The organism is Vibrio sp. YT-15 (assembly GCF_033337445.1).
GTDB classification, from domain to species: Bacteria; Pseudomonadota; Gammaproteobacteria; order Enterobacterales; family Vibrionaceae; genus Vibrio; species Vibrio alginolyticus.
The window spans coordinates 112446-137840 of the sequence record NZ_JAWOQR010000001.1 but is presented as its reverse complement, the minus strand read 5'-3'; the positions used below and the strand labels follow the sequence as shown (position 1 = coordinate 137840).

Genomic DNA, 25395 nt, shown 5'->3' with positions numbered 1-25395 from the left:
ATGTTTGGAAGATTAACTCTTGATTCAGTTCCATTCCACGAACCTATTATCGTCATCACCTTAGCGGTTGTGGCGCTGGTTGGTTTAGCCGTAGTTTACGCGGTAACTAAAGCCGGAAAGTGGCAATATTTGTGGAATGAATGGTTTACTTCAGTAGACCATAAAAAACTTGGCTTCATGTACATCGCAGTAGCGATGGTGATGCTTGTTCGTGGTTTTGCTGACGCAGTCATGATGCGTAGTCAGCAACTCCTTTCTTCTGCGGGTGAAGCAGGTTACTTGCCACCGCATCACTACGATCAAATTTTTACTGCCCATGGCGTGATCATGATCTTTTTCGTAGCGATGCCATTGGTTATTGGTCTGATGAACATCATCGTGCCATTACAGATTGGTGCGCGTGACGTAGCTTTCCCGTATCTGAATAACTTGAGCTTCTGGCTGTTTGTTGTTGGTGTCATCCTAACAAACATGTCTCTCGGCTTAGGTGAATTTGGTCGCACCGGTTGGTTGGCGTATCCGCCGCTTTCAGGTATTGAGGCTAGCCCAGGAGTCGGGGTCGACTATTGGATTTGGGCGTTGCAGATATCAGGTGTTGGTACGACGTTAACAGGCGTGAACTTCTTCGCGACCATTTTGCGTATGCGTACACCGTCTATGCCAATGATGAAGATGCCAGTTTTCACTTGGGCATCTCTATGTGCAAACATTTTGATCATCATTTCATTCCCAATCCTGACGGTGACTATCGCTCTGCTAACGCTGGATAGATACCTAGGCATGCACTTCTTTACCAATGATCTTGGCGGCAACGTAATGATGTACGTCAACCTGATTTGGGCTTGGGGCCACCCAGAAGTGTACATTTTGATCTTGCCAATTTTTGGTGTGTTCTCAGAAGTCACCGCAACCTTTTCACGTAAAAAGTTGTTCGGTTACACATCGCTAGTTTGGGCTACCGTAGTTATCACGATTCTTGCGTTTGTCGTTTGGCTACACCACTTCTTTACGATGGGGTCTGGCGCGAACGTAAATGCCTTCTTCGGTATTGCCACGATGATTATTTCTATCCCAACAGGGGTGAAGATCTTCAACTGGCTATTCACGATGTACAAAGGCCGCATCCGCTTTACGACGCCAATGATGTGGACGGTGGGCTTCCTGATCACCTTTACTGTTGGTGGTATGACAGGCGTACTAATGGCTGTTCCGGGCGCAGATTTCGTTCTGCATAACTCAGTATTCCTGATTGCTCACTTCCACAACGTTATCATCGGTGGTGTGGTGTTTGGATGTTTCGCTGCGATCACTTACTGGTTCCCGAAAGCGACAGGTTTCACCATGAATGAAACTTGGGGCAAACGCGCGTTCTATCTTTGGATTATTGGTTTCTTAATGGCGTTCCTACCGCTTTACGCGCTGGGCTTTATGGGTATGACTCGTCGTTTAAGCCAAGACATCAACCCTGAATACTTCCCACTGTTGTCGATTGCCGCAGCAGGTACGGTTGTGATTGCGCTGGGCGTATTGTCTCAGTTCATCCAAATTTACGTGAGTATCCGTGACCGCGAGCAAAACCGTGACCTAACTGGTGATCCGTGGGGTGGTCGTACTCTTGAGTGGGCAACATCGTCTCCACCGCCGTTCTACAACTTTGCGCACCTACCAAAAGGTGATGTGCTGGATGCCTTCTGGTACCAGAAACAAAGTGGCGAGTTCGATCCAACTAAAGAAGTGGAATACGAACGTATTCATATGCCAAAAAACACGGCAACAGGCATCTACGTGTCGGCTTGGTCGCTCCTATTTGGCTTCGGCATGATTTGGTACATCTGGTGGCTAGCGGCAGCAAGTTTGGTCGGTATTATCGTGACGTGTATTCAGCACAGCTACAACGATGACGTGGATTACTACGTGGAAGTTGAAGAGATCAAAGCAATTGAGGCCGAGCGTCGAGCTCAGCTTGAAGAAGCGAAGAAAAACTCAGTGAAAGACAGCGAAAGTAAAGATGATCTGGAGGTGACGTATGCAAACTAATATCGCAGCACATCACGACCATGATCACCACCATGACACGAATGGCAACAAGCTATTTGGCTTTTGGGTTTACCTGATGAGTGACTGCGTACTGTTTGCGACCTTGTTCGCGACATACGCTGTGTTGTCGAGCAATTCAATTGCGGGCCCAACAGGTAACGACATTTTCGAACTGCCATTCGTGTTTGTCGAAACCATGCTGCTGCTGTTTAGCAGTATCACATTTGGTTTTGGCATTATCGCGATGAAGCGCAACAATGTTGCTGGTCTCAAACGTTGGATGTTAGTCACGTTCGCGCTTGGTCTTGGCTTTATCTGTATGGAGGTCTATGAGTTCCATCACCTGATTGAAGAAGGCTATGGGCCCCAAACAAGTGCATTCCTGTCGGCATTCTTTACGTTGGTTGGTACGCACGGCCTGCACGTAACCTTTGGTCTGATTTGGTTAGCGGTAGCGTATCATCAACTGTCGACGAAAGGTCTGAACGACAATATGGCAATGCGCTTTAACTGCTTAAGCCTATTCTGGCACTTTCTAGATATCGTTTGGATTTGTGTCTTTACCATCGTTTACTTACTGGGGGTAATGTAATGGATCAACATGTAGAAACCAGTGCGTCAGATTACGTGAAAGGCTTTATTGCCTCACTGATTCTGACTGTAATTCCGTTCTACTTTGTTTGGACGAAATCATTACCAGATACAACGACCTATGCGATTCTATTTGGATGTGCATTAGTGCAGATATTTGTTCACTTTAAATACTTCTTGCACATGGAAACAAAAACATCCGACGGACGTTGGAACCTTGTATCACTGATGTTTACCGCCATTGTTGTACTTATCCTTATCGCTGGCTCGGTATGGATCATCTACAACATGAACGTCAACATGAAGTTGTAGGTCAAGGTATGCTGAAAAGTTATTTGTCTATCACTAAACCGGGCATTATTTTCGGCAACCTGATTTCTGTTGCGGCGGGGTTCTTCCTCGCCGCAAAAACAGAACCAGCCAGTCTAATGTTGTTCGTTACGACGTTAGTTGGTGTTGGGTTAGTCATCGCTTCAGGTTGTGTGGTGAATAATATTTTCGATCGTGATATCGACCAAAAGATGGCACGTACACGAAATCGTGAAACAGTGAAAGGCAACATCAATATCGATATTGCGTTTGTTTATGCACTTGCTTTATTGCTGGTAGGAACCGCACTGTTATTTATCCAAGTGAACCCACTATCCGCTGTCGTCGTGTTGCTTGGCTACGTGTATTACGTGTTCTTTTACACGATGTGGTACAAACGTAACTCGGTGTATGGGACCTTAGTGGGAAGTATCTCAGGCGCAGTTCCGCCATTGGTGGGTTACTTAGCGGTAACAAACTTCATTAGCTTGGAAGCGATTTTACTCTTTACCATGTTCTGTCTCTGGCAAATGCCGCACTCGTATGCCATTGCCATGTTCCGCATGCAAGACTACCGAGAAGCCGGGATTCCCGTATTGCCAGTTAAAGAAGGCATTCATAAAGCGCATCGACACATGAAAGCGTATGTCGTGGCTTTTGGAGCAGCATCATTGGGGTTATTTTTACTAGGTGAAGCCGGGTATGAATACTTAGCGGTTGCAGCGGTTGTTTGCTTTATGTGGACGAAAGTGACCTTTCGCAGCATTGATGACAACAACTACATCGCTTGGTCAAAGTCGGTGTTTAAAGTCTCACTGCTAGTGGTGATGGGGATCAGTGGTGTGCTTGGCGTCGAGTTGATTCCTCTAGCTCTGTAACAACCAAACCTAAGCGTTTGCTAAGCGCCAATATCTTTTGCTGCTGAATGCATGAATGACCTTACCTGGAAGTAAGGTCATTTAACTTTCTATTGTCCTTTATTTTCCCTGTTTTTCCTGTTCCTCCTCTAGCTTCACTATCACGTATTCATATCTAAAAGCAAAAACAACCAGAGTGTAAAACATAGTGGGTCGCGCGTTTCCGCTGATGCGTAATAATGCCAAGAGATAGCGACGGTTAAGCTAAAAAGTATAAACAGCGCAATAACTCTACTTACCATATGAGAATTCAATATCGATAGTTTGTAATGTAAACATTTGGGGGGAGTGCTAGTTCTCATAGCAGCATACAAACTAACAATGTGAATGTTTGAGTTGAATCACCTGCTAGCGAAATACACAAGTTTTACTACTGAAAGTGGGAGAGGAAGCATCTTAACTCCAGTGAAATGAACACGATTGGGAATCATCCTTTTACATAATCTAAAAACTCACTAAACCTTAACCCAGATTAAAGTTTTGTCGTCTCCGAGGCATTAAGGTGCGCCTGTAGTTTGCAGGTCTCAAGGATTCAGAGAAGGAACAGCCATACATCGTGTATCGCTGTTCCTTTTTCGATCTTGTTTACTTGCGAAAAGATAAAACATAATGACAACTTTAAGAGGACTGGTTTTGAGCATTTTGTTTTCCGAAGCCCGCATTGGCAACATGACCCTAAAGAACCGTTTTGTGAGGAGCGCAACGTGGGAGAACATGGCGACCGAAGATGGTCACATGACGGCAAAGCTTTACGATATTTACGAAACGCTTGCGAAAGGGGAAGTTGGGCTTATTGTTACGGGTTATGCCAATATCGTTGAAGAAGAGAAACCCAACGCAGGTATGATGGGGATCTACAACGACTCTTTTATTGAAGAATACAAAAAGCTAACAGAGCTAGTACATCAACAAGATTCTAAAATCGTGATGCAAATTGCTTACGGTGGCACCAAAACCATCCATAACGTCGGTGAGCGTGTCATCTTCGCTCCGAGTGACGTGCCTGAGCGTGGTACAAATACGCAAGGCAAAGCGATGACAAAGGACGAAATCGACTACATCGTAAAGGCATTCGCATTGGCGAGTAAACGTGCTCAAGACGCTGGTTTTGACGGCGTAGAGATTCATGCGGCGCACACTTATTTAATTAACCAGTTTTTAAGCCCGTACTATAATCGTCGCGAAGACGAATATGGTGGTGGCTTAGAAAATCGCATGCGCTTTCTTTTAGAAATTTATTCTGAAACCAGAAAGCTGGTTGGAAGCGAATTTCCCATCCTCGTTAAACTGACGGCAACTGAGTTCTTTGACGGCGGTTTAACGTTCGATGAAACTCGCGTCGTCTGTAAGAAACTTGAAGAAGTAGGCGTTGATGCGATCATCGTATCTGGCAATGTTCACGGCAAAGCAAACGAACTTGTTGGTCAAACGTTCGATGGTTACACACTACAAGAAGAAGGTTACTTTCACGAATATGGTCACGTGATCAGCCAGGACGTTAGCATACCGGTGATTACTGTCGGCGGGCTGAGCGACATTGATGCGATTGAGAAAATTGCAGAAAACACAGATATCCAATTTTTTGCTGTGTCACGCCCTTTATTGGCTGAGCCACAGTTGATAAAACGTTGGAAAGAAGGCAATCGCGCACCAGTAGATTGTGAACGTTGCTCAAAGTGTCGTACCAAGCGTGGTAACTTTTGCGTGGTGTATAAGAACCGAAATCGTCGCAAAAAATAGAACGAAGCGAATACACAAATACAAATTAGCCTCCACTCTGAATATGGAGGCTTTTAATTATCCGCATGTTAATCGAACCATTATTTATCTTCTTTTTGATAGTTTAAATAATGCACACAAAGATCGTGAAATGCTTTAGCTTGAGGCGAGATCGTGCGATCGGTTAACGTAAATATACCAATTTGCCTTTCAAGTGGTGGATCGATAAGCGGAATCCAAACCAAGCGTGTTTCATTGGTTGGGAAAGCAAGCTTCGGTAGGGTCGTGACACCAATCCCGAGTTCTAAGACAGAAAACAGCGAAGTAATATTTTCGACTGAATAGAGCGCTTGCTGACTCAGAGCTCTTGCTGGGGTTGGATCGAGAAGTGTACAAGTGCCGTTACGGATAAAGGGTTGTTCCAACAAAATTTGCCACTCGATTCCTTCTGGATGACTTGCAATAGGGTTATCCTTTAAACACACCACGCCTATTGGATCGGCTAACAGTGGCGTAAAGTCAATGCCGCCCTCATCGAGGTGAGAGGGGTTACCGATCGCCAAGTCGACTTCACCGGAGAGTAAGCGAGCCTCGACGCCCGCCGCGTTATCATCGATCAAGCTTACTTCTACATTTGGATACTGCTCGCAAAAGGCACCCAATACGCTAGGGATGAGTTTCGCTGCAACAGAAGGAACGCTCGCAATTCGCACTCTCCCTTGCTGTCCGGCCGCGGCAGCTTTGAGATCGTTGTCCAGCGCACTGTAGATATTGAGAAACTGAACCACCTTGGGCAGACAAATTTCACCAAATGGGGTCAATTTGGTTTTGTTTCCGGGTTCAAACAGCGTTTGCCCTAGAATTTTTTCAAGCTCTTTTATCGATGTTGACAGTGCCGCCTGAGAACGATTTGCACGATGTGAAGCGGCTCGAAAGCCTCCTTCCTCGACTACCATCACAAAATGCATTAATTGTTGAAGCTTAATACTCATCCCTAATGCCTCTTAATCCCTTTATTTACGTTATTTTAAACAGAGTGATAAGTTTAATTTATCAAATGTAAAAAATTTACCGTTAGATTTATCACCTGTCAATGTGCATCATTTAACCATATTGAAACAAAGTTGTTACAAAGGTTGAAAGGCACGTGAGTACTCCTACTAAAAAACACCCAGTTAAAACCAGTCTATTTGCTTCTAAAGCGCCGCTTGAATGGGCGATAGTCAACAACGGAACCCTGTATACGGCTCAAATTCCTATTGATGACACAGGCGCGGTTGTGGAAGGCGGTATCGAAGCACAAACACGCCAAACCTTTAACAATCTCATTCACACCCTGGAGTGTGCAGGGGAGTCTTTGGACTCGGTATTACAGGTCCTGATTTACGTGACCGACAGAGAATACTTAAAGACCGTTAACCAAGTGTACGCGGAATATTTTGAAGCGCCGTACCCAAATCGCGCCGCCATGGTGGTTGCAGGGTTAGCGCGAGAAGAGATGTTGGTGGAGTTTGTTGTCTATGCGTCGGCAAGCCAACCAGAATAAATCCAATAAGAACAATTAGAGATCAGTGAGTGGGTGGCTTGCCATCACAAATCGGAAGAACAAGGAAAGAACCATGACTTTTATTAACAATGTTCAAGCAGAAAAATCCCTCTATATAGCGGGTGAGTGGCAATCGGGCATGGACACCATCGCCAATATTAACCCTTCTGATATCAGCGAAAACATTGGCGATTTCGCACAAGCGAGTGTGTCGCAAGTAGAGCAAGCGATTCAAGCGGCTAAATCAGCGCAGCCAGAGTGGGAAAAAACACCAATCGAGCGCAAGCAAGCAGTGCTACAAGCGATTGGTGATGAGCTCATTGCACGATGTGACGAATTGGGCACCTTACTTTCGCGTGAAGAAGGTAAGCCATTTGCTGAAGGTCGAGGTGAGATTTACCGTGCTGGCCAATTCTTCCAATACTTTGCTGCTGAGGTTCTGCGTCAAATTGGCGATAGCGCTGCTTCCGTCCGTCCAGGTGTCTCCGTTGAAGTTACTCGCGAAGCCGTCGGCGTTATCGCCATTATCTCTCCTTGGAACTTCCCAACAGCAACAGCGGCTTGGAAAATCGCGCCAGCACTTGCGTTTGGCAACAGCGTCGTCTGGAAGCCTGCCAACCTAACCCCAGCAAGTGCCGTTGCGCTGACAGAGATTATCCATCGCCAAGGTTTACCTGCTGGCACGTTTAACCTCGTTTTGGGCAGCGGTTCGCAAGTCGGTAATACCCTTATCAATTCGAAGGACGTGAACGGCGTTAGCTTCACTGGTTCTGTGGACACTGGCCGTAAAGTTGCAGCGGCAACGGCACCAAATTTTGTGCGTTGTCAGCTAGAGATGGGTAGCAAAAATGCGCTCGTAGTGGCAGATGATGCAGACATTCAGATTGCTGTCGAAGCGACAATCGCAGGCTCATTCTCGGGTGCAGGTCAAAAGTGCACCGCGTCTTCTCGTCTTGTGGTTATGGACGGAATTCACGACGCGTATGTTGAAGCGCTAATCAAACGCATGAGTGAACTTAAAGTGGGTCACGCACTGGAAGAGGGCGTGTTCATGGGCCCAGTGGTTGATGGTAACCAACTGAATGCGAACTTTGAGTGGATCGAAAACGCACGCCAAGCAGGCGCGGAGCTGGCTTTCGGTGGTGAGCGTCTGAGCCTAGAGCATGACGGTTACTACATGTCACCAACTCTGTTTTTAAATACACAGAATGGCTGGGAAGTGAACCAAGAAGAAGTCTTTGCGCCAATGGCGAGCGTGATTCGCGTTTCTGATCTGGATGAGGCAATTGCAGTCGCGAACGATACGCGCTTTGGCCTGACAGGCGGCATTATCACGCAAAGCTTGCGTAATAGCGCGATCTTCAAACAGCAAGTCCAAACGGGCTGCGTCATGGTTAACTTGCCAACTGCGGGTACAGATTATCACGTTCCATTTGGTGGCCGTAAAGAGTCTAGCTTTGGTCCTCGTGAGCAAGGTCAGTACGCCAAAGAGTTCTACACCGTAGTGAAAACCGCTTATCAGCGTCCTTACTAAGATCGGCAGGGTAGCTGATGGTGTCAGCTGCCCGCACGAAAAGGCTAAGAAATTGTTTAAGGAGTGGTTATGTACCAACAACGGATTGTGATTGACGGATTGCAGTACTGCAATTGGGATCGAGAGTATTTCCAAACGCTTAAGGCGAGTGGCATTACCGCCGTTCATGCCACCATCGTCTACCACGAAACTGCGCGCGAAACCTTGACGCGTTTTGCTGAGTGGAACTTGCGCTTCGAGCAAAATGCGGACCTCATCATGCCTATTTATTCAATGGCAGATGTAGAAAAAGCCAAAGCAGAAGGCAAAGTCGGCATCTTCTTCGGCGCGCAAAATTGCTCACCAATCGATGATGAAATTGGCCTGATTGAAGTGATGCGCCGTCAAGGTCTGCTGATCATGCAACTGACCTACAACAACCAAAGCTTACTGGCGACAGGTTGTTACGAACAAAATGATTCCGGCGTAACTCGCTTTGGTAAGCAAGCGATTGAAGAGATGAACCGAGTCGGGATGATCATTGATATGTCCCACAGCGCGGAGCGTTCGACGTTGGAAGCTATCGAGCTCTCTTCGCGTCCAATTTGTATCAGCCATGCTAACCCGACGTTTGCGCATGACGCACTGCGCAACAAATCCAACACCGTGATCAAAGCACTGACGGAGCGCGGTGGTTTGATTGGATTCAGTTTATATCCATTCCATTTGCCAAATGGCAGCCAGTGCACGCTGGATGATTTCTGCCAGATGGTAGCGAAAACCGCAGACATGTTTGGCGTTGACCATTTAGGTATCGGTAGCGATTTGTGCCTAAATCAGCCGCAACAAGTGTTGGAATGGATGCGCAACGGGCGTTGGTCAAAAGCGATGGATTACGGCGAAGGTTCAGCAAGTAACTCGGGATGGCCAGATGCGCTGCCATGGTTCTGCGGCAGCGCAGGGATGGAGAACATCTACAACGGATTAATGGATCACGGATTCAGTGAATCTGAGGCTGGAAAAATATTGGGTGAAAACTGGTTCAACTTCCTTAAAGAAGGATTAGAGCCTATTTCATAGCATTCCCCAAAGTAGGAACCGCCTGCCCACATAATAACAATACGGCAGGCGTAAAACTCACATTTGTAGCCAGTCTTTGGCTGCTGCAAAGAACCTCTGGAGCCAGAGTATGTCTGATTTAACCAATAGCATGAAAGCTTCCACGATGAGCGTGTCATCGGGTAAGTCAAAAGTAAAACACAACACATCAACAACAGAAAACACGATGGACAAATTAGGACTGAATAACCCGGCCTTTTGGTATAGCGGTGGTTTCATCGCGTTGTTCGTTGCTATTGCACTTTATGACGGCGAGCTGTTATCTACGATCGTTAACGCCGGTTTTAGCTGGGCAGTTCAGGTGTTTGGTCCATACTGGCAGTTACTGCTGCTTCTCACTTTTCTTATTGGTCTTGGCTTGGCTGCAGGGCGAACAGGCAAGGTGATGTTGGGCGGGATTGCAAAACCAGAAATGGATTCTTTCCGCTGGATGGCGATTATTTTCTGTACCTTATTGGCTGGTGGTGGTGTTTTCTGGGCCGCGGCTGAGCCTATCGCGCATTACGTTAGCCCACCCCCTTTGTACGGCGCGCAAGATAACCCGCAGCAAGGTGCGGTGAATGCGTTGTCGCAATCCTTTATGCACTGGGGCTTTCTGGCTTGGGCGATTGTAGGTAGCTTAACTTCCATCGTGGTGATGCACCTGCATTACGACAAAGGTTTACCACTAAAACCCCGTATTTTGCTTTACCCAGTCTTGGGCGAACGAGCACTTAAAGGCCAACTCGGTGCATTGATTGACGCGTGCTGCATTATCGCGGTAGCCGCGGGCACCATCGGACCAATTGGGTTTTTAGGCTTGCAGGTTAGCTACGCGTTAAATGCGCTGTTTGATATTCCTGATGGCTTTACCACTCAGCTTATCATCATCTTGTTTGCGATTGCGCTTTACACCTTGTCAGCACTCAGTGGATTAAGCCGAGGCATGCAACTGCTTAGTCGTTACAACGTGATTCTGGCAATGGCATTGATGGTTTACATCCTGTTTTTTGGCCCTACGAATTTTATCTTTAACGGATACATTCAAGGTGTAGGGAGCATGCTGGATAACTTTATCCCAATGGCGACCTACCGTGGTGATGAAGGTTGGCTAAGCTGGTGGACAGTATTTTTCTGGGGCTGGTTCCTGGGTTATGGTCCGATGATGGCAATCTTTATTGCGCGTATTTCCCGTGGTCGAACTATTCGCCAAGTTATTTCCACCATCAGTATTGTGGCTCCGTTAACCACCTGTTTTTGGTTCACGATTGTGGGCGGCTCAGGTCTTGCGTTTGAAATTGCTGAACCGGGTAGCGTGAGTGCGGCGTTCGAAGGCTTTAACCTGCCAGGTGCTTTGCTTGCGGTGACTCAGCAACTACCAATGCCAATGTTGACTTCAATTCTATTTCTGATTTTAACCACGATCTTCATCGTCACGACGGGCGACTCAATGACCTACACAATCAGTGTCGTGATCAGTGGTGAAACGGAGCCGAATGCGATCATCCGTACCTTCTGGGGCGTAATGATGGGTGTGACGGCACTAATCCTGATTTCTCTTGGCTCTGGTGGCATCTCTGCACTGCAATCTTTCATTGTGATTACCGCGGTTCCGGTTTCGTTGATTCTGTTACCGTCACTTTGGAATGCGCCGCAAATCGCAATCAAAATGGCGAAAGAGCAAGGGCTATAACAATTATCTAATTCAAACAACGTGGAGCTTGTGCGGGTGTTTTCCTCCTGCATCCGCACAAACCCTAGTATTCTTACAATAACAAATAGGTGGTGAGCAAAATGGATGCACATCGTTCTACTTATACGGAAGCAACTATGCGCGATGCAGCGATTGTCATGGCAGCCGAAAGGCTTGGCGCAATGCACCAAAACCGAATTAGCTTTGTACGCAGTCTGATTCGTAATATGGCAAGCCAAAACTGGCAAGTAACCAAGCATGAGTGGCAGCTTTGTCCTCGTGGTTATGGTCATGTGATTTACAAATTGACCACGCCAGAGCACGTTTATCATTTGGTGGTATTCTGTGATGAAATTGCCGACGACGAGCGTAATGATCGCGTAATTGCTGAAAAGTGGGACGTCACATTTGCACTGGTTCAAGGCGATGTTGATGTTACTTTGTTGGAAAGATTGCGAGAAAATGTACCGCTGCAAGAAGCGGGACGTAATCCAAACAACGTACTTGTTCTTGCTCGCGCAAACAAAAGTGTGCGCGTGTTTGAGCACATTGTTAGCGCGCTTTCTCAAGGCGAGCAGCCTGAGCCGAAAGAGTTAGCGGAAGTGGGTTATATCCTGCGTACCACAGCTGTCTATGGTAACGGAAAGTTTGGTATCGCCGATTTCAAACTGTTAGAGAACAACTCAGATTTCAGCCAGTCTTTTAGTGCGCAAATGTGTGCCGTATATATGTTGCGTGAATTCAGCCTAGATTGGGTGCACTATCTGGCACTTCAACAAGGTGGCGACAAGGCGGTGGCTTTGCATCGTGGCTTGCAGCGCTACCTTGGTGTCGGTAATGCTACTGGCTTAGGCATGGCTCCATACTTGATTAATCACCCGTGTATTGTTGACCAATGGATGACCTCTCGCGAACGTGCGGTAGCGCGAGTCTTTGCGATGCCGTGTGAAGCGTCGTTCCATGATCCTTTGCAAGGATTGCTGCAAAAAGCACAGCGTCATTTAGAGCAAGTCATCACCATCAATGAACATCAAGATAGGCTCAATCACCAAGCGATAGCAGACATCAAACAACTGCTATCAGAGCTAACAACGTTAATGGCATCACATCCGAACTGGGCGAGTTTGGTCGAGCAAAAGAAAACAATGAGTGTGGAAGCCCAAGAAATCCTCACCTCTTGCTTGATCGAACTCTACCCATCTTTAGTGGATGAATTTGCTAGCCAAATGAATACGGATGAAACGTTATCGATTCCGGGCGGGAAAAAGATCCAAGATTTACTGGAAGTGTTGCAAAGCAAGTACCGCTGGGCGATTGATGCGGATTACTCACTAGCCGAGAACAACTACTGGTTCTGGTATCGCTCACAAGATAAAGAAGAGCCAAGGCTTGGTGTTCGCGGGGAAGAGGCTGGAGAAGAAAAAGAACTGCCGCTTGATATCGGCAGACAAGTGAATCGCTTGTACCAGGCCTTGCTTGACTGTGATGTAGAAATGTCCGTAGCAGAGTTTCTATTGCAAAAACCGGCTTATCGTTCGATCACACGTCGCGTATGGACGCTAGGCAACCGTGCGATGGGGGATATTCAAATGAATGTGCTGCGTAAAGATGCGTTACCAATGCACTTACTGCGCTGTAAATTGGCGATCTTTGGCGCGACTAAGTTTGATCCGCGCTCGGATCGTTGGGTTCGAGTAACTTTCTTCCAAGGTGCGCCGTTGTTAGATGAAATTCACGACCCTAAACTGGCAGACACATGGATTTTCCCTAGCATGCCGCCGCGTGACGAAATTGCGCAAAGTGATAATCAAAAAATCAGTGGAGGATTTGAATTATGATCGTCTCTCACAACGAATTGGTGGCCGCCGTTAGTAAGGCATTTCTTGGCATGCGCCGTCACTGTGGTGAGGCGGATGTCATTGCGAACATGGTGGCGGACTTGCAAATGGTTGGCTTACATGGAGTTCGCCATTTTAATAACGCGAGTCTGTTTCTTGGGTTAGATTCAGACTGCGCCGTATCGGTGACCAACAGCACGCCGTCAAGCATAGAGGTAGAACTGCACAACGGGAGTGTAGCGTGTCATTTACCCGCGGTGTTGGATTTCGCGCTCGAGAAAATGATCAACCGTAAGTCGATTACCATTACGTTGAAACAGTGTCATAACCGTTGGTTGGGTTTCAGTGAGTTGTTGAAGCTCTCTGCGAAAGGCATCGCGTGTCGAGCACAGTGGGTCAATGGCTCTAGTCCCAAGCGAACGCTTTATGTGTTAAACCGCGGACGAATCGCACCAGAAGTCTTTTTCTCGGATCAGTTTGATGGGCATGATACGGATTTGCATAGTATGGTTATCGAGCTCTCCGTGAACGATTTCGATATCGAGAAAAGTGCACAAGGATATACCACCCACATTGAAGGCGATGAGTTAAGCCGTACGCAACAAGCTTCTTGGCAAAATGGTATCTTTGTCGAAGACCAAGAATGGGAAACACTGAAACAAACCGCAACCGCGTTGCTGGTGGAGAACAGTGAGCGTTCTATGCTCGGTGCTGGTGGTGTGGTTTGAGCGATGAAAGGCGATGATTCCAAGTAGAAGTGATGAAGGCTGCTCTTTAGCGGCCTTTTTTGTGCGCGAAGTTTGGTCACTTCTGAAGTTCAAAGACTATGATTACCGTTATCCGCAAGATGGAGCAACACAGGTAAGAAAAATGGATCTGCAAGAGAATAAAAGAAATGCCATTGCGTTTTACGAAACCGCCTATCGAGGTAATCCAAGAAAAGCGGTTGAAGACTATGTTGGCGATGAGTACATCCAGCACAATCCATTAGTTGGAAATGGCCCCGAGGCTTTTATCGAGTATTTTGAGCGGATGCAAAATGAGTATCCCAATAAAGACATTACGTTTGTGCGAGCCATTGCTGAAGGGAACTTGGTGGCACTACACACTCACCAAACATGGCCTAATGATATTGAATACGTGACGATGGATTTCTTTCGTTTTGATCATAATGGGAAGATTGTTGAACATTGGGACGCTCTGCAAGAGATTCCTAAAGAAACATTGAATGGTCACACTATGTATTAACGAGTCGTTGACGAGTCTCCCATGCCGTTTATTCAAACGGTATGGGAGGTTAAATGATTTGTGGCACTTTAAGTATTAATCATCAAAGCGCTTTTTCGATTCTCACCGCGACGTCTTCAGATACCCAGCCTTTCCACAAGTCAGGGTAGGTATTAAAGAAGTAAAACATCGCTTCTTCACCGTCCGCGTAGTTATCTTCCATCCAGGCCAGCATTTCACTCATTTGCTCGTTGGTAAATCCGCGTTTCTGCAAGTACGCGAATGCTTGGGGTTCTTTGCTCGCAAACGCCTCAGTTGTTACTGTGCGAACTGGAGAAGGTGGGTACATTGTTACTTTTGGTGAAGCGCAATCAGGCTGAGTGGTACAGTTGCGATACTCTTCTAAATCTGTTCCGCTACCAAAATCCACTTTGACCATATCATACTTGCCCAATACGGGGGTCGGTGACCAGTAGTAACCAAACCAAGGCATTTTGCGATCATAGGCTTTGGCGATGGTGCCAGCTAATGCTGCGCCAGATCCTGGGTCAACCATCTCAAAGCCGTGCTCACTTAACCCTAATGCATTAAACAAGTGACCGGAGGTGATTTGGCATGTCCAACCAGCAGGGCAGCTATAGAACGCGAACTTGTCATCATCTTCTGGGTGTTCAAATAGTTTGGCGTGCTTGATGACGCCTTCTATCGTCGCGAGTTCTGGATACTGTTTTACCAGATAGGCGGGAACCCAAAACCCTTCTTCACCACCATTGACAAGCGATTCACTAGCGATGCGCAAGCGTTTATCCGCAATCCCTTTATCAAGTGCTTCTTTAATACCGTTTGTCCATAACTCTGGCGCAACGTCAGGCTGTCCCTTTTCAATCATAGAGGTGCCTGTAGGAACGCTATCACCAGGGATCAATTCCGCATCGCACTGGTAGCCTTCATTTAAGACAAATTGGTCGATGTGCGCCATTAAGCTGGCCGAATTCCAATTCATGTCTGCGATGGTTATTTTTCCGCATTCGTCCGCATTTGCATGAGTAGATAATGCTGATAGCAGCAGAACAGAGAGCATTGAAGGTGTCGTCTTCATGTGACTGAATTTCCTTGTCGTTGTCATTTACTTCAGTATATACATCGGTTTATAAAGATTCAGTGAACAAGTTTTTTTCAGTGACGTTAAGCATAAAAACGGCGATTTATGAAGCGTTTAGTCAGAGTGGTTGAAAGGGAGTTAATACAGCAAGAACACTCCTTCGTAGCCGCCAATCTCAATATGAGAAACATAGTCGCCGATGTTACCGTCTTGATCTACAGGTCGCATAGGCTCTGGAAGTGCGATAGGTATCCTCGGTGAGGAGAAGTAATCGATATTTTTGCCAAAAAAATCAGTCCGATACAGCACTCGGCCTTTAGTGAATTCGCGGGCTAACACCATCTCCGTAGGACCATGCACCACCACCGTATCGTCTGAGTGATACGCAAAGTACGTATGGGTTGGTAACAAATCGATAGCGCCATTGGGCAAGTCAGGATGAGCCACTTTGCTCATAGAAGCATCTCCAATCACCGTGTAATCGGCAGGATAGGGCGTGCTGGTGGACATCATTACCGGAGTCGCCTGATACCCCTCTGGTATTTGATTGGCAGGCTCTCCCAAATCAACGGCAAGCAAGGTGCTAGGTTGATAAGCAATATTCTTTGGTACGCCTGCCTTCCAGAAGTTGTCACTTGTTGTGTTATTACTTCCATATAAGTAGCCATTGTTCCACTGATTAAAGTAACTGCGCTCAGGGTGATAGTTTAAGTAGAACACTGCTAGTGCAGAGTATTGGTCCTGTTTCCAATTGTCTTCTGTGTTCCCAAAGTATTGAACGCGACCATAACGCGTTGTCGCTTGATAAATCACTTTCTGGCCAGCTTTAGCGAGTGCAGAGTTATCCCAAAACTTAGCTAACCCAGCATAGCCACTAAAGCCGGTAGAAGGGAAAAGGTAGTGCTCGCGCAAGTACAAGGAGCCAGCGTCAACCAAGTGGTTTTGCCCATTACGACCGAATAAGTTTGCCGTACCTATGTTGAGGCCAATTAACGCATCTTCATCCTGCGTTGCCAGTTTATTCAAGAACGCCGAGAATTGCGCTTTGTACGCATCGTCAGCAGCTTGGCTACCCGCCACCAAACCAAGCTCACCCACTGTGCCTCCGGAATATATGTAGAACTGATTTGCACCGAGTAACTTATTCGTGTCGTCGTTGTACGCACCATTTAAACCTTGTTTCGCCCATTCAGCTTGGTAATAGTGGCGCATTGTATTGGTAAAAACGGGATTGCCGAGATTGGTCAATGCCCAAGAAGAGGTTTGATTCCACATACGACCAAATGGAATAACCCGTGACTCCCAACGAAATCGTGCCGTTGCATTCTTATTCGAACGGTTTTTGTATTCATTCCAAGAAAGATAATTGTCTTGGTTTCGATCTGCAGATTTGTCGAAGCCACGAATTTTACGCCAGCGTTGAATGGTTTGACCTTCAGGTGTCTCCGTTGGTGCTCCTGAGATGTTGACGGCAGGGAAGCTATTTTTGAGTCGAATGTTTTCGAGACGTGGGCGGTTTTCTATGTTGTCGTCATGCCAAGTAATTTTCGCAAAGTAAAGGCGGCCGCCGTCGCGTAAAAAGGTGGAGCCAAAGTACTGACCGCCACCATAAGTTTTTCCGCTACCATCATGCGTTGTAGCGCGAACCCAATCCGAAGGAACAGACCAGTTTACTGTTTGGTCTTTGGTCATGCCCTGTGTTCTATCTTTCTTAATATCAAAGGGCTTCCACTCCGATACCTGACCAAACGAGTCGATAGCAGAAGGGTATTCAATTATGAAGTTGCCACCTTGAGCAAACTGGGAAAACGTAAGGGTTAAGCGGTCGAACTTCTCTGAGTGATAAACATAGAGGGCACCACCATTATTCGCCTGACCGAATACATCAGCATCCCATGGCGGTGGTTGATATAGCCAAAAACCGGCGTGGTCAGCACTAGCCGTATAACCAACAATCATCGGTTTTCGATTGAGCAGAGTATTCTCGCCATGGCTTGAGTCGACTTCAGCTAGGATAGTGTCTTCAGAAAAGTGGAGAAAGAAATCTTCGTAGTCAATTCCATTCAGTTCTGCTTGGTTACGTATATCGTTTTCCAGCCAACCTGAGTTAAGTTCCAGCTTTTGGTTGTACATGTAACCAAGTGCTTGTACACGCTCATTATGACTTTTACTTTCGTAAGCACCGAATAAGATATCAGCATAATCCAGTTCCCATTCACGTGTAGCCGCAGCAGAGATAGGCTTATCTTGAAGATCAATACCCTGTTCATGCAATCCAGGTAACACGATTGCTGTTCTACTCCAAACGTTGGGTATAGAAAGTAAGCTCAGAGAAGCAAGTGCAATGAGAGAAAAACAATGCGACTTCAACATGGAGTTATCTCACTCATACTTAGATGACTCAAATTAAGGGCCAGAATACAAAGAGAAATTATAGTCCATTCACAAAGTCCTAATCAGGAACCCGCCGATAGAAGGCTTTACCGGAAACCGAGGGGGGAAGCCCGGCAAAAATGAGAAGGTCTGCGTCGGGTGTAGTACGTTCAAAGACTCAAAATTCCGTCTACACAAGCACAAAAGTAACCAGAATTTTAACCTTGTTTCGATTGCCATCATATTGTTGGATTTTCATCAACAATTTCAGTTAAAACCAACTGATTAAACCAGTCATATTCTCTGTTGTATTGATTGCTCATCATACAAAAATTTAACAAAATTAATTTTTATACATTTTTATTGCATAAAAAATCCTTTTGAGTAATATAAATGCCAAGTGACAATTAATGCGGTATGTCAGCATGACTATTCAGGTAAGCGGAATCAATAAATCCTACGGTGAGACACAAGTGCTTCACGATGTCAGCTTTAAGTGTGAAAGCGGCGAAACACTGGTGTTACTCGGTCCGAGTGGTGCAGGGAAGAGCTCTCTGCTACGTGTTCTTAACCTTCTTGAAGGAGCGGATAACGGCCAGTTAAACATCGCTAATGACGCATTCGACTTTTCAACTGAAATCAAAGAGAAGCAAGGTTTAGCGCTTCGTCGTAAAGTGGGCATGGTGTTCCAGCAGTACAACTTATGGCCGCACATGACAGTAATGGAGAACTTGATTGAGGCTCCGGTAAAAGTCGCTGGCATGGATAAAGAAGAAGCGAAGAAGCAGGCAATGCAAATTCTTGCGACGCTGCATTTGGCAGACAAAGCGGATGCATGGCCGATGCAACTTTCTGGTGGTCAGCAACAACGTGTGGCGATTGCTCGTGCATTGATGATGAAACCGGAAGTCTTGCTTTTTGATGAACCGACCGCTGCGCTTGATCCGGAAATTACTAACCAAGTCGTTAAGATTATTAAAAATTTAAGCGAAACCGGAATTACACAAGTAGTTGTGACGCACGAAGTGGATTTCGCCAAGAAAATCGCTAGTCACGTACTGTATTTAGAAAAAGGACACATCGTCGAGCACGGCACAAATGATTCGTTTTCTAACCCGCAAACCGCCCAGTTTGCTGACTACTTAAATCACTAAATTACGTTTTTAAAATTCGGTCTATTTAACAGATAAGCTCGGCTGTCATTGCGAGTGTCAGCCCACTAAGTACACACGGAGTATTGCAATGAAAAAGATTCTACTAGCTTCACTAATCGGCCTTTCTTCTGCAACTATGGCGGCAAACGCAGCAGCACAAGAAGAGATCAAATTCGCGATGGAAGCGACGTACGCACCGTTCGAATACATGGATGAAAACAACCAAATCCAAGGTTTTGATGTGGATCTGGCGAATGCACTATGTAAAGAAATCGAAGCAAAATGCACCTTCCACAACCAATCTTTTGACAGCCTGATCCCAGCATTAAAATTCAAGCGCTACGATGCGGCAATCTCTGCAATGGACATTACTGAGGCGCGTTTGGAGCAAGTGAATTTCACGAATGCATACTATGACAACTCAGCAGCGTTTGTTTCTATCAAAGAAAAAGTGGCTGATCAAAAAGCACTAGAAGGTAAGCGTGTTGGTGTTCAAAACGGTTCAACACACCAAAGCTACCTGATTGAGCAAATGCCGGGCGTAACCGCGGTTCCTTACTCAAGCTACCAAGACGCGTTCATCGATATGAAAAATGGCCGTATTGATTCTGTATTCGGTGACACAGCAGTCGTAGCAGAATGGTTCAAGAAAGAAGACAACCTAGCTTACGTGGGTGAGCACGTCACTAACCCTAAATACTTCGGTAACGGTTTCGGTATCGCAGTGAATAAAGGTAACGACGAGCTAGTGAACAAGCTGAACACAGCACTGAAAACAGTGAAAGCAAACGGCGAATACGACGTAATCTACAACAAATACTTCGGTAAGTAATATGGCACTAACGGGTTACTCTTTATCGCTTGTTCAAGCTAGTTGGATGACTGTCCAGCTAGCCTTCACAAGCCTCTTAGTCGGTTTGATTCTGGCAGTGGTATTCGCCAGTGGTGAAATGTCTCGCCGCGTTTTCGTTAAATGGCCAATGACGGCGTTTGTGACGATTGTACGTGGCTTGCCAGAAATCCTTGTCGTGTTGTTCATCTATTTTGGTTCGACGCAGGTACTGTTTTTAATCACCGGCGACTTTATTGAAGTTAGCCCGTTCTTGTCTGGCGTGGTGGCGTTGTCATTGATCTTCGCTTCCTACGCTTCTCAAACTCTACGTGGCGCATTAAAAGCCGTTGGAAGAGGGCAGAGAGAAGCAGCAAGTGCACTCGGCATCAGTCAAGCACACGCTTTCGTTCGCATTGTTTTACCACAAGCAGTAAGACACGCACTACCAGGTTTAACTAACCAATGGTTGGTTCTGCTGAAAGACACCGCGCTTGTATCACTGATTGGCGTAACGGATTTGTTGAAGCAAGCGCAGCTAACATCTGCAGCGACGCATGAAGCGTTTACATGGTACGCGACCGCTGCGGCGATTTACTTAGGCATTACTTTGATTACGCAACGTGCCGTCAAACTGATTGATAAGAAGTTCTCAATTCAAGGTATGAGTATGGGACAGGAGGCGACCGCATGAACGAACAACACGTTTGGCAAATGCTGGATGGCTTAGGCACTAGCCTTCAATTGACCGCCGCTTCTTTGGTTGTGGGCTGTCTCTTAGCTCTGATGATGACGCTGACTCTGATCCTACGTACTCCGGGTTTGCATTGGTTAAGTCGTGGCATCATCACCTTGTTTACTGGTACGCCTTTATTGGTGCAGATCTTCTTGGTGTACTACGGTCCGGGTCAGTTTGATGCTGTAAGAGAAAGTGTATTTTGGACATGGTTAAGCCAACCTTGGTTCTGTGCGATGTTAGCACTAGCACTAAATACCGCTGCATACAGCACTCAGTTGTTCAAAGGAGCGTTTAACGCGATTCCTTCCGGTCAATGGCAAGCGTGTCGTGCGTTAGGCATGAACAAAACCGCAACACTGAAAGTGCTTCTGCCATACGCTATTCGCCGTGCTGTTCCGGCTTACTCGAACGAAGTGATTTTGGTCTTCAAAGGCACGTCACTAGCAAGCACGATTACGATCATGGATCTGATGGGTTACGCGCAGCGCATTAACGCACAAACCTACGATACGTTGACGGTATTTGGTATTGCAGGCGCATTTTATTTAACGGTAAATGGTGTGCTAACTCTCATTTTCCGTCATGTAGAGAAGAAAGCATTGGCGTTCGAAGCCGCATAATCCTTCAATCAACACTCATCATTTAGTTCCACAGTGCCTCTGCGAATGGCTCTCTTGCAGGGGCATTTTTTATATTCGTCATGGCAAATTCCTCAAGTTCCCCCAAACTTAATTCAACGCAATTGTATTGGTGGCACCATGGAAAGAAGACACTTTTTAGCGCTTTGGACATTGTTGTTCGTACCCTCTTTAAAAGCGAAAGCACCAATCCGGCCAACGCCAGCACAAACTGAAGGGCCATTTTATCCAGTAGTGAACATTCCTCTTCGTCAAAACTTGATTCTGCAATCAGAAGGTTTGGTCGGTGAAGCTATCGTGTTGCAAGGTAAAGTCGTAGATACATCGGGAAACCCAGTTTCAGGCATCAAAGTAGAAATCTGGCAATGCGATGGGCAGGGGATTTACGATCACCCTAAGCAGCCAAATAATGATAAGTTTGATGCTCACTTTGCAGGTTTTGGCGCGGTAAAAACTCAATCGGATGGTCGCTACTTATTCCAGACTTTGTACCCCGTGCCTTATGCCTCTCGTCCACCGCACATTCACGTTAAGTTGTGGCGGGATAACCAAGAGCTTCTGACCACTCAGTTGTACTTAAAAGGCAATACTGGTGATGAATGGTGGGGTGGCAAAGCCCGAGATTATCTACAGTTTGAAACCATACGAACCGACGGGCGATTAACTGGCCAATTTAACTTTGTGATTGGCTAGCTAATCCGGTTAAGCCATTAACTCAACCAATTGCGCCAAGCATTCTTTATCCAGTATCGGATGAGGCTCGACGCCCGTGACCAAAACGATATCCACGGAAGGTAGCGATGGCATATCGTCTAAGATCTTAAGATCCTCGCTAACGCTAATACTGCCCATCGCACCGATAGCCATGCATGAACGTACAATTGCTCGTTGTGCAGAAGCCGTATTGCAACATGCCAGTAGTTGATAAGGAGTGCCACGTTTGGTTAATCCGTCTACTGCTGCCGCATGGTATTTACAGTCGGTTTGGAATAGGGCGAGAGGGAGAGGTTGGGCGTTCTCAATGTCAAAATCAGGATGAGCAATCCACACGCCTTTGTCGCTTGCTAGCCAGTAACCTTCCTCACTGTCCGGTGCTCTTGTCACAATAGCGGCGTCTAGCTTTCCTTCATCAAGTTTTTCTCTCAAGGTGATGCTTGGCTCACTGAAGACTTGAATTGAACATGTGGGCTCAGATTGCTGTAATACGCGGATGACTTTAGGCAAGATATTGTCGTTGTAATCCTCTGGGCAACCTAAGCGAAGAGGGCGCTTGTTTTCATAGCGCCTCACTTGTTTCAGTGCTTGATTGTGCAAGCTAACCAATTGCTCTGCGTGAGAGCGTAGTGCCAATCCCGCTTCACTTAAGACAAGATTGCGACCTTCTTTTTCAAACAAACTGACGCTGAGTTCGTCTTCTAGCTTACGCATTTGCGCACTGAATGCGGATTGGGTGCGATTGATCTGCTTGGCTGCACGAGTGAAACTGCCCGTTTCGACAAAAGCCAGAAAGCTGCGTAACGCATCGATATCCATATCTAAAACTCATCCATCGTTTTTGTTGAAGTGTTCCATCAAAACTATCCGTTAGTCCCCTTAAATACAATCAGATATTGTGAATGGGTACTCAAAACACAAACCGCATGGAGGCGTCATGAAACTGTTTATTGCTAACCAAAACTACTCAAGCTGGTCACTGCGCGCATGGCTGATCTTTTCTCAATTCAAATTGGATGTGAAAGTCACCAAGCTCAAATTATTCACGGAAGATTTTTACAAAACCTTGGAAGGTATTACACCAACGGCGAAAGTACCTACCTTGGTGGATGGTGACGCAACCGTGTGGGATTCATTAGCGATTTTGGAATACGTTAACGAGCAATACTTACAAGGCAAAGCATGGCCAAGCAACTCCGTAGAACGAGCTAAAGCACGCGCCATTGCCTCAGAGATGCATTCGGGGTTCTTTGATTTAAGAAACGAACTCCCAATGAACATCCGCGCGCGCAGAAAAGTCGTTCTAACGGATGGTGCACGTAAAGATATTGCACGCATTGACGCTATTTGGGCAGAACAAGCCAAGCTGTATCCCAACGGTTGGCTATTTGGAGAATGGTCGATAGCTGATGCTATGTATGCACCTGTGGCATTGCGTTTCCAAACTTACGGTATCGAGTTATCCGAAGGTGCCAAAGCTTACCAACAGAAGGTGCTAGCAAGTGAATCTTTACAGCAATGGTTGGAAGAGGCGAGCCAAGAAACGGATATCGTAGAAGAGGACGAGGCAGGGGAAGAAGTATAAGCGCATCTTGCGATCGCCTGTAGCAAGGGAAAGCATGACAAAGCACGCTTTCCTCTTCTAGGATGGTTGTCGTTTCCGGCGCGTTTAAGCTAGGTGTTCAACAATCGCTCTGCCTACGCCGTGTGCGCTCGTTGGGTTTTGACCTGTGATGACACGATCATCCACAATTACAAACTCTTGCCATGGTTGCACTTTAGAGTAGCGCGCTGCGCTGCGTGCAAGAGATTCTTCCAATAGGAATGGGATATCGTTGATGGTGCCGAAGTCGATCTCTTCTTCGCGAGTGAAACCTGTTACTGATTTAGACGCAAGCAGCTTTTCGCCATTGCTAAGCGTGATAGGGAGAAGAGCGCCCGGACCGTGACAAACTGCTGCAACAATACCGCCATCTTCATAGTGTTTTGCAGAAATCTTGGCAAAATCTTCGTTGCTCGCTAGGTCTGAAAGAAGACCAAAGCCACCCGGATAGAAGATCGCATCGTAGTTGTCACCGTTGATTTGTGATACTGGAATCGTGTTGTTGATGCGGTTCTGGAAATCATCATCCGCTAAGATTTTCTCGTTGACTGCATCGCCTTCGATGTCGGTTCCGTACAGTGGTGCTTGCCCGCCTTTGATAGAGGCAATGTCGTAATCGAAGCCTGCATCTAGTAGTTCGCTAAGCGCATGAGTGAGCTCTGGCGCGTAAGTTCCGTTTGCTTGGTCAGTTTCACCAAGGGTCGCATGGTTCGTCACAATGATGAGTACTTTCTTCATGATGGTTTCCTTTTTGGCTTACGTATATTTGTTGAACACCTTCATACTAATTGCTAAACAAATAAGTGATAATATGATTAATTGGCAAAACATTATTGCTATAAAGCAAAGGTAAGTATGGACAGTTTTGAAGGTATCAATGAGTTTGTTACGGTCGCTGAGAGCTTAGGGTTTTCTGCAGCGGCAAAACAGTTAGGTTGCAGTACCAGTCATGTCAGTCGCCAAGTCACAAGATTAGAAGAGCGACTAGGTGTCGCTTTGTTAGCCCGTTCGACAAGAATGGTGAGTCTAACGGAAGCGGGGCAAGCGTATTATCAGCAGTGTAAAGAGTTGGTGATTGGGCTTCAGCAAGCCAATGAACAGCTCACCACGCAGCAAACTCAATTGAGTGGTACGTTACGCGTGAGTGCCGCTGGTGCGTTTTCTGAGAACCATGTAGCGCCTGCCTTGATGGCGTTTGCCAAGCAACATCCTAATCTCACGGTAGAGATCAACTTCAATACCAGCATGGTCAACTTTATTGAAGATGGTTTCGATTTCGCTATTCGTTACGGCAGGTTGAGTGATTCAGGCTTGGTTGCGAGAAAGCTGGTGGATCGTCCCATGGCAGCGGCAGCCAGTCAGCGTTATCTCGATGAACATGGTTTACCAACGCACCCAGAGCAACTCAAGCGTCATAGCTGCATTATTGCCAATAAGGACGTTTGGTTGTTTGAAAAAGACGGCAAGCCTTTAGATGGCGTAAAAGTGCAGGGCAGATGGAAGAGCAATAACGCACACACGGTCTTGCAAGCCTGTGCAGAAGGATTAGGTGTGGCGTACTTACCGAAGAGTAGTTTCAACGATGCTATTTCGTCTGGTCGTTTGGTGCCAATACTAGAGCCGTATTGGGGAAGCGGCAACAGCAGCTGGATTGTTTATCAGAATCGTCACTTTCTGCCACTACGAGCGCGATTGGCTATCGACTTCTTGCTTGATCATTTTGCCGATTGGCAGGAGTAATGAGGCTCTGCCAAT

General features: G+C 46.4%; 24 protein-coding genes. 19 read left to right on the top strand and 5 right to left on the bottom strand.

Annotation, left to right across the window (positions count from 1 at the left end; all coding sequences use genetic code 11):
• The 5 genes from cyoB (at position 1) to R7D93_RS00560 (ending at position 5594) form a co-directional block, all read left to right on the top strand.
• Complete coding sequence (gene cyoB / locus R7D93_RS00580) at positions 1–2037, top strand: cytochrome o ubiquinol oxidase subunit I (protein WP_005375781.1); 2037 nt, start codon at positions 1–3, stop codon at positions 2035–2037.
• A complete protein-coding gene (gene cyoC, locus R7D93_RS00575; RefSeq protein WP_213911998.1) occupies positions 2027–2629 on the top strand; it encodes a cytochrome o ubiquinol oxidase subunit III in 603 nt (200 codons plus the stop codon). The genes cyoB and cyoC overlap by 11 nt, the downstream gene beginning before the upstream one ends.
• Positions 2629–2940, top strand: coding sequence for a cytochrome o ubiquinol oxidase subunit IV (cyoD, locus tag R7D93_RS00570; RefSeq protein ID WP_012842490.1), 312 nt, complete (start codon positions 2629–2631; stop codon positions 2938–2940). Before cyoC ends, cyoD begins: the two co-directional genes overlap by 1 nt.
• Positions 2901–3815: a heme o synthase gene (gene cyoE, locus R7D93_RS00565; RefSeq protein ID WP_213911997.1), complete on the top strand. Its 915-nt coding sequence runs from the start codon at positions 2901–2903 to the stop codon at positions 3813–3815. The genes cyoD and cyoE overlap by 40 nt, the downstream gene beginning before the upstream one ends.
• Before the next feature lie 672 nt (positions 3816–4487).
• Entirely contained in the window at positions 4488–5594 is a 1107-nt protein-coding gene (locus R7D93_RS00560) for an NADH:flavin oxidoreductase (RefSeq protein WP_225496216.1), read from the top strand.
• Positions 5595–5674: 80 nt separating this feature from the next.
• Here R7D93_RS00560 and R7D93_RS00555 read toward each other — a convergent pair whose 3' ends face one another.
• Complete coding sequence (locus tag R7D93_RS00555) at positions 5675–6565, bottom strand: LysR family transcriptional regulator (RefSeq protein ID WP_205391130.1); 891 nt, start codon at positions 6563–6565, stop codon at positions 5675–5677.
• 155 nt (positions 6566–6720) lie between these two features.
• On the opposite strand from R7D93_RS00555, the gene R7D93_RS00550 reads away from it, so the two are divergent.
• From R7D93_RS00550 to R7D93_RS00520, 7 genes are all read left to right on the top strand, one after another.
• Positions 6721–7119 carry a RidA family protein gene (locus tag R7D93_RS00550; protein ID WP_213869707.1) on the top strand — a complete coding sequence of 133 codons (399 nt, stop codon included), beginning with the start codon at positions 6721–6723 and terminating at the stop codon, positions 7117–7119.
• Between the two features lie 73 nt (positions 7120–7192).
• A complete protein-coding gene (locus R7D93_RS00545; RefSeq protein WP_025767670.1) occupies positions 7193–8653 on the top strand; it encodes an aldehyde dehydrogenase family protein in 1461 nt (486 codons plus the stop codon).
• Positions 8654–8722: 69 nt separating this feature from the next.
• On the top strand, positions 8723–9712 hold the full coding sequence (locus tag R7D93_RS00540; RefSeq protein ID WP_176311592.1) for a membrane dipeptidase: 990 nt from the start codon (positions 8723–8725) through the stop codon (positions 9710–9712).
• 109 nt (positions 9713–9821) lie between these two features.
• A complete protein-coding gene (locus R7D93_RS00535; protein WP_005375792.1) occupies positions 9822–11423 on the top strand; it encodes a BCCT family transporter in 1602 nt (533 codons plus the stop codon).
• 101 nt (positions 11424–11524) lie between these two features.
• Complete coding sequence (locus R7D93_RS00530) at positions 11525–13261, top strand: hypothetical protein (RefSeq protein WP_225496214.1); 1737 nt, start codon at positions 11525–11527, stop codon at positions 13259–13261.
• Positions 13258–13989, top strand: coding sequence for a DUF3726 domain-containing protein (locus tag R7D93_RS00525; RefSeq protein ID WP_132936382.1), 732 nt, complete (start codon positions 13258–13260; stop codon positions 13987–13989). Before R7D93_RS00530 ends, R7D93_RS00525 begins: the two co-directional genes overlap by 4 nt.
• A gap of 142 nt (positions 13990–14131) precedes the next feature.
• Complete coding sequence (locus R7D93_RS00520; protein ID WP_005390944.1) at positions 14132–14509, top strand: nuclear transport factor 2 family protein; 378 nt, start codon at positions 14132–14134, stop codon at positions 14507–14509.
• Between the two features lie 82 nt (positions 14510–14591).
• On the opposite strand, the gene R7D93_RS00515 is transcribed toward R7D93_RS00520, so the two are convergent.
• Both R7D93_RS00515 and R7D93_RS00510 read right to left on the bottom strand, forming a co-directional pair.
• Positions 14592–15587 (bottom strand): ABC transporter substrate-binding protein, encoded by a 996-nt coding sequence (locus R7D93_RS00515; protein ID WP_005375798.1) that lies wholly within the window; start codon positions 15585–15587, stop codon positions 14592–14594.
• A 141-nt stretch (positions 15588–15728) separates the two neighbouring features.
• Positions 15729–17963, bottom strand: a complete 2235-nt coding sequence (locus tag R7D93_RS00510; RefSeq protein WP_225496212.1) for a hypothetical protein — start codon at positions 17961–17963, stop codon at positions 15729–15731.
• Positions 17964–18388: 425 nt separating this feature from the next.
• On the opposite strand from R7D93_RS00510, the gene artP reads away from it, so the two are divergent.
• The 5 genes from artP to R7D93_RS00485 all read left to right on the top strand — a co-directional run bounded on the left by artP (position 18389) and on the right by R7D93_RS00485 (position 22016).
• On the top strand, positions 18389–19117 hold the full coding sequence (gene artP, locus R7D93_RS00505; RefSeq protein ID WP_114139536.1) for an arginine ABC transporter ATP-binding protein ArtP: 729 nt from the start codon (positions 18389–18391) through the stop codon (positions 19115–19117).
• A gap of 88 nt (positions 19118–19205) precedes the next feature.
• Positions 19206–19949 (top strand): arginine ABC transporter substrate-binding protein, encoded by a 744-nt coding sequence (locus R7D93_RS00500; protein WP_005388572.1) that lies wholly within the window; start codon positions 19206–19208, stop codon positions 19947–19949.
• Position 19950: 1 nt separating this feature from the next.
• The gene (artQ, locus tag R7D93_RS00495; protein WP_005388570.1) at positions 19951–20640 is read left to right on the top strand and encodes an arginine ABC transporter permease ArtQ; all 690 of its coding nucleotides are present in this window, start codon (positions 19951–19953) and stop codon (positions 20638–20640) included.
• A complete protein-coding gene (gene artM, locus R7D93_RS00490) occupies positions 20637–21305 on the top strand; it encodes an arginine ABC transporter permease ArtM (RefSeq protein ID WP_206958915.1) in 669 nt (222 codons plus the stop codon). The genes artQ and artM overlap by 4 nt, the downstream gene beginning before the upstream one ends.
• A gap of 138 nt (positions 21306–21443) precedes the next feature.
• Complete coding sequence (locus tag R7D93_RS00485) at positions 21444–22016, top strand: protocatechuate 3,4-dioxygenase (RefSeq protein WP_213867782.1); 573 nt, start codon at positions 21444–21446, stop codon at positions 22014–22016.
• 9 nt (positions 22017–22025) lie between these two features.
• On the opposite strand, the gene R7D93_RS00480 is transcribed toward R7D93_RS00485, so the two are convergent.
• Positions 22026–22856, bottom strand: a complete 831-nt coding sequence (locus tag R7D93_RS00480) for a LysR family transcriptional regulator (protein ID WP_186585230.1) — start codon at positions 22854–22856, stop codon at positions 22026–22028.
• Between the two features lie 118 nt (positions 22857–22974).
• Here R7D93_RS00480 and R7D93_RS00475 point away from each other — a divergent pair, with 118 nt between their 5' ends.
• Positions 22975–23622: a glutathione S-transferase family protein gene (locus R7D93_RS00475; RefSeq protein ID WP_170893283.1), complete on the top strand. Its 648-nt coding sequence runs from the start codon at positions 22975–22977 to the stop codon at positions 23620–23622.
• A gap of 84 nt (positions 23623–23706) precedes the next feature.
• On the opposite strand, the gene R7D93_RS00470 is transcribed toward R7D93_RS00475, so the two are convergent.
• Complete coding sequence (locus tag R7D93_RS00470) at positions 23707–24378, bottom strand: type 1 glutamine amidotransferase domain-containing protein (protein ID WP_213867781.1); 672 nt, start codon at positions 24376–24378, stop codon at positions 23707–23709.
• 117 nt (positions 24379–24495) lie between these two features.
• Between R7D93_RS00470 and R7D93_RS00465 the strand changes: the two genes are divergently transcribed.
• The gene (locus R7D93_RS00465) at positions 24496–25380 is read left to right on the top strand and encodes a LysR family transcriptional regulator (protein ID WP_005388553.1); all 885 of its coding nucleotides are present in this window, start codon (positions 24496–24498) and stop codon (positions 25378–25380) included.
• Positions 25381–25395: the final 15 nt, after the last annotated feature.

What these genes read in the sequence shown, in the direction of transcription:
- cyoB (WP_005375781.1), top strand. Translation starts at nt 1, where the DNA reads ATGTTTGGAAGATTAACTCTTGATTCAGTTCCATTCCACGAACCTATT.
- cyoC (WP_213911998.1), top strand. Translation starts at nt 2,027, where the DNA reads ATGCAAACTAATATCGCAGCACATCACGACCATGATCACCACCATGAC.
- cyoD (WP_012842490.1), top strand. Translation starts at nt 2,629, where the DNA reads ATGGATCAACATGTAGAAACCAGTGCGTCAGATTACGTGAAAGGCTTT.
- cyoE (WP_213911997.1), top strand. Translation starts at nt 2,901, where the DNA reads ATGGATCATCTACAACATGAACGTCAACATGAAGTTGTAGGTCAAGGT.
- R7D93_RS00555 (WP_205391130.1), bottom strand. Translation starts at nt 6,565, where the DNA reads ATGAGTATTAAGCTTCAACAATTAATGCATTTTGTGATGGTAGTCGAG.
- R7D93_RS00545 (WP_025767670.1), top strand. Translation starts at nt 7,193, where the DNA reads ATGACTTTTATTAACAATGTTCAAGCAGAAAAATCCCTCTATATAGCG.
- R7D93_RS00540 (WP_176311592.1), top strand. Translation starts at nt 8,723, where the DNA reads ATGTACCAACAACGGATTGTGATTGACGGATTGCAGTACTGCAATTGG.
- R7D93_RS00535 (WP_005375792.1), top strand. Translation starts at nt 9,822, where the DNA reads ATGTCTGATTTAACCAATAGCATGAAAGCTTCCACGATGAGCGTGTCA.
- R7D93_RS00530 (WP_225496214.1), top strand. Translation starts at nt 11,525, where the DNA reads ATGGATGCACATCGTTCTACTTATACGGAAGCAACTATGCGCGATGCA.
- R7D93_RS00525 (WP_132936382.1), top strand. Translation starts at nt 13,258, where the DNA reads ATGATCGTCTCTCACAACGAATTGGTGGCCGCCGTTAGTAAGGCATTT.
- R7D93_RS00520 (WP_005390944.1), top strand. Translation starts at nt 14,132, where the DNA reads ATGGATCTGCAAGAGAATAAAAGAAATGCCATTGCGTTTTACGAAACC.
- R7D93_RS00515 (WP_005375798.1), bottom strand. Translation starts at nt 15,587, where the DNA reads ATGAAGACGACACCTTCAATGCTCTCTGTTCTGCTGCTATCAGCATTA.
- R7D93_RS00510 (WP_225496212.1), bottom strand. Translation starts at nt 17,963, where the DNA reads ATGTTGAAGTCGCATTGTTTTTCTCTCATTGCACTTGCTTCTCTGAGC.
- artP (WP_114139536.1), top strand. Translation starts at nt 18,389, where the DNA reads ATGACTATTCAGGTAAGCGGAATCAATAAATCCTACGGTGAGACACAA.
- R7D93_RS00500 (WP_005388572.1), top strand. Translation starts at nt 19,206, where the DNA reads ATGAAAAAGATTCTACTAGCTTCACTAATCGGCCTTTCTTCTGCAACT.
- artQ (WP_005388570.1), top strand. Translation starts at nt 19,951, where the DNA reads ATGGCACTAACGGGTTACTCTTTATCGCTTGTTCAAGCTAGTTGGATG.
- artM (WP_206958915.1), top strand. Translation starts at nt 20,637, where the DNA reads ATGAACGAACAACACGTTTGGCAAATGCTGGATGGCTTAGGCACTAGC.
- R7D93_RS00485 (WP_213867782.1), top strand. Translation starts at nt 21,444, where the DNA reads ATGGAAAGAAGACACTTTTTAGCGCTTTGGACATTGTTGTTCGTACCC.
- R7D93_RS00480 (WP_186585230.1), bottom strand. Translation starts at nt 22,856, where the DNA reads ATGGATATCGATGCGTTACGCAGCTTTCTGGCTTTTGTCGAAACGGGC.
- R7D93_RS00475 (WP_170893283.1), top strand. Translation starts at nt 22,975, where the DNA reads ATGAAACTGTTTATTGCTAACCAAAACTACTCAAGCTGGTCACTGCGC.
- R7D93_RS00470 (WP_213867781.1), bottom strand. Translation starts at nt 24,378, where the DNA reads ATGAAGAAAGTACTCATCATTGTGACGAACCATGCGACCCTTGGTGAA.
- R7D93_RS00465 (WP_005388553.1), top strand. Translation starts at nt 24,496, where the DNA reads ATGGACAGTTTTGAAGGTATCAATGAGTTTGTTACGGTCGCTGAGAGC.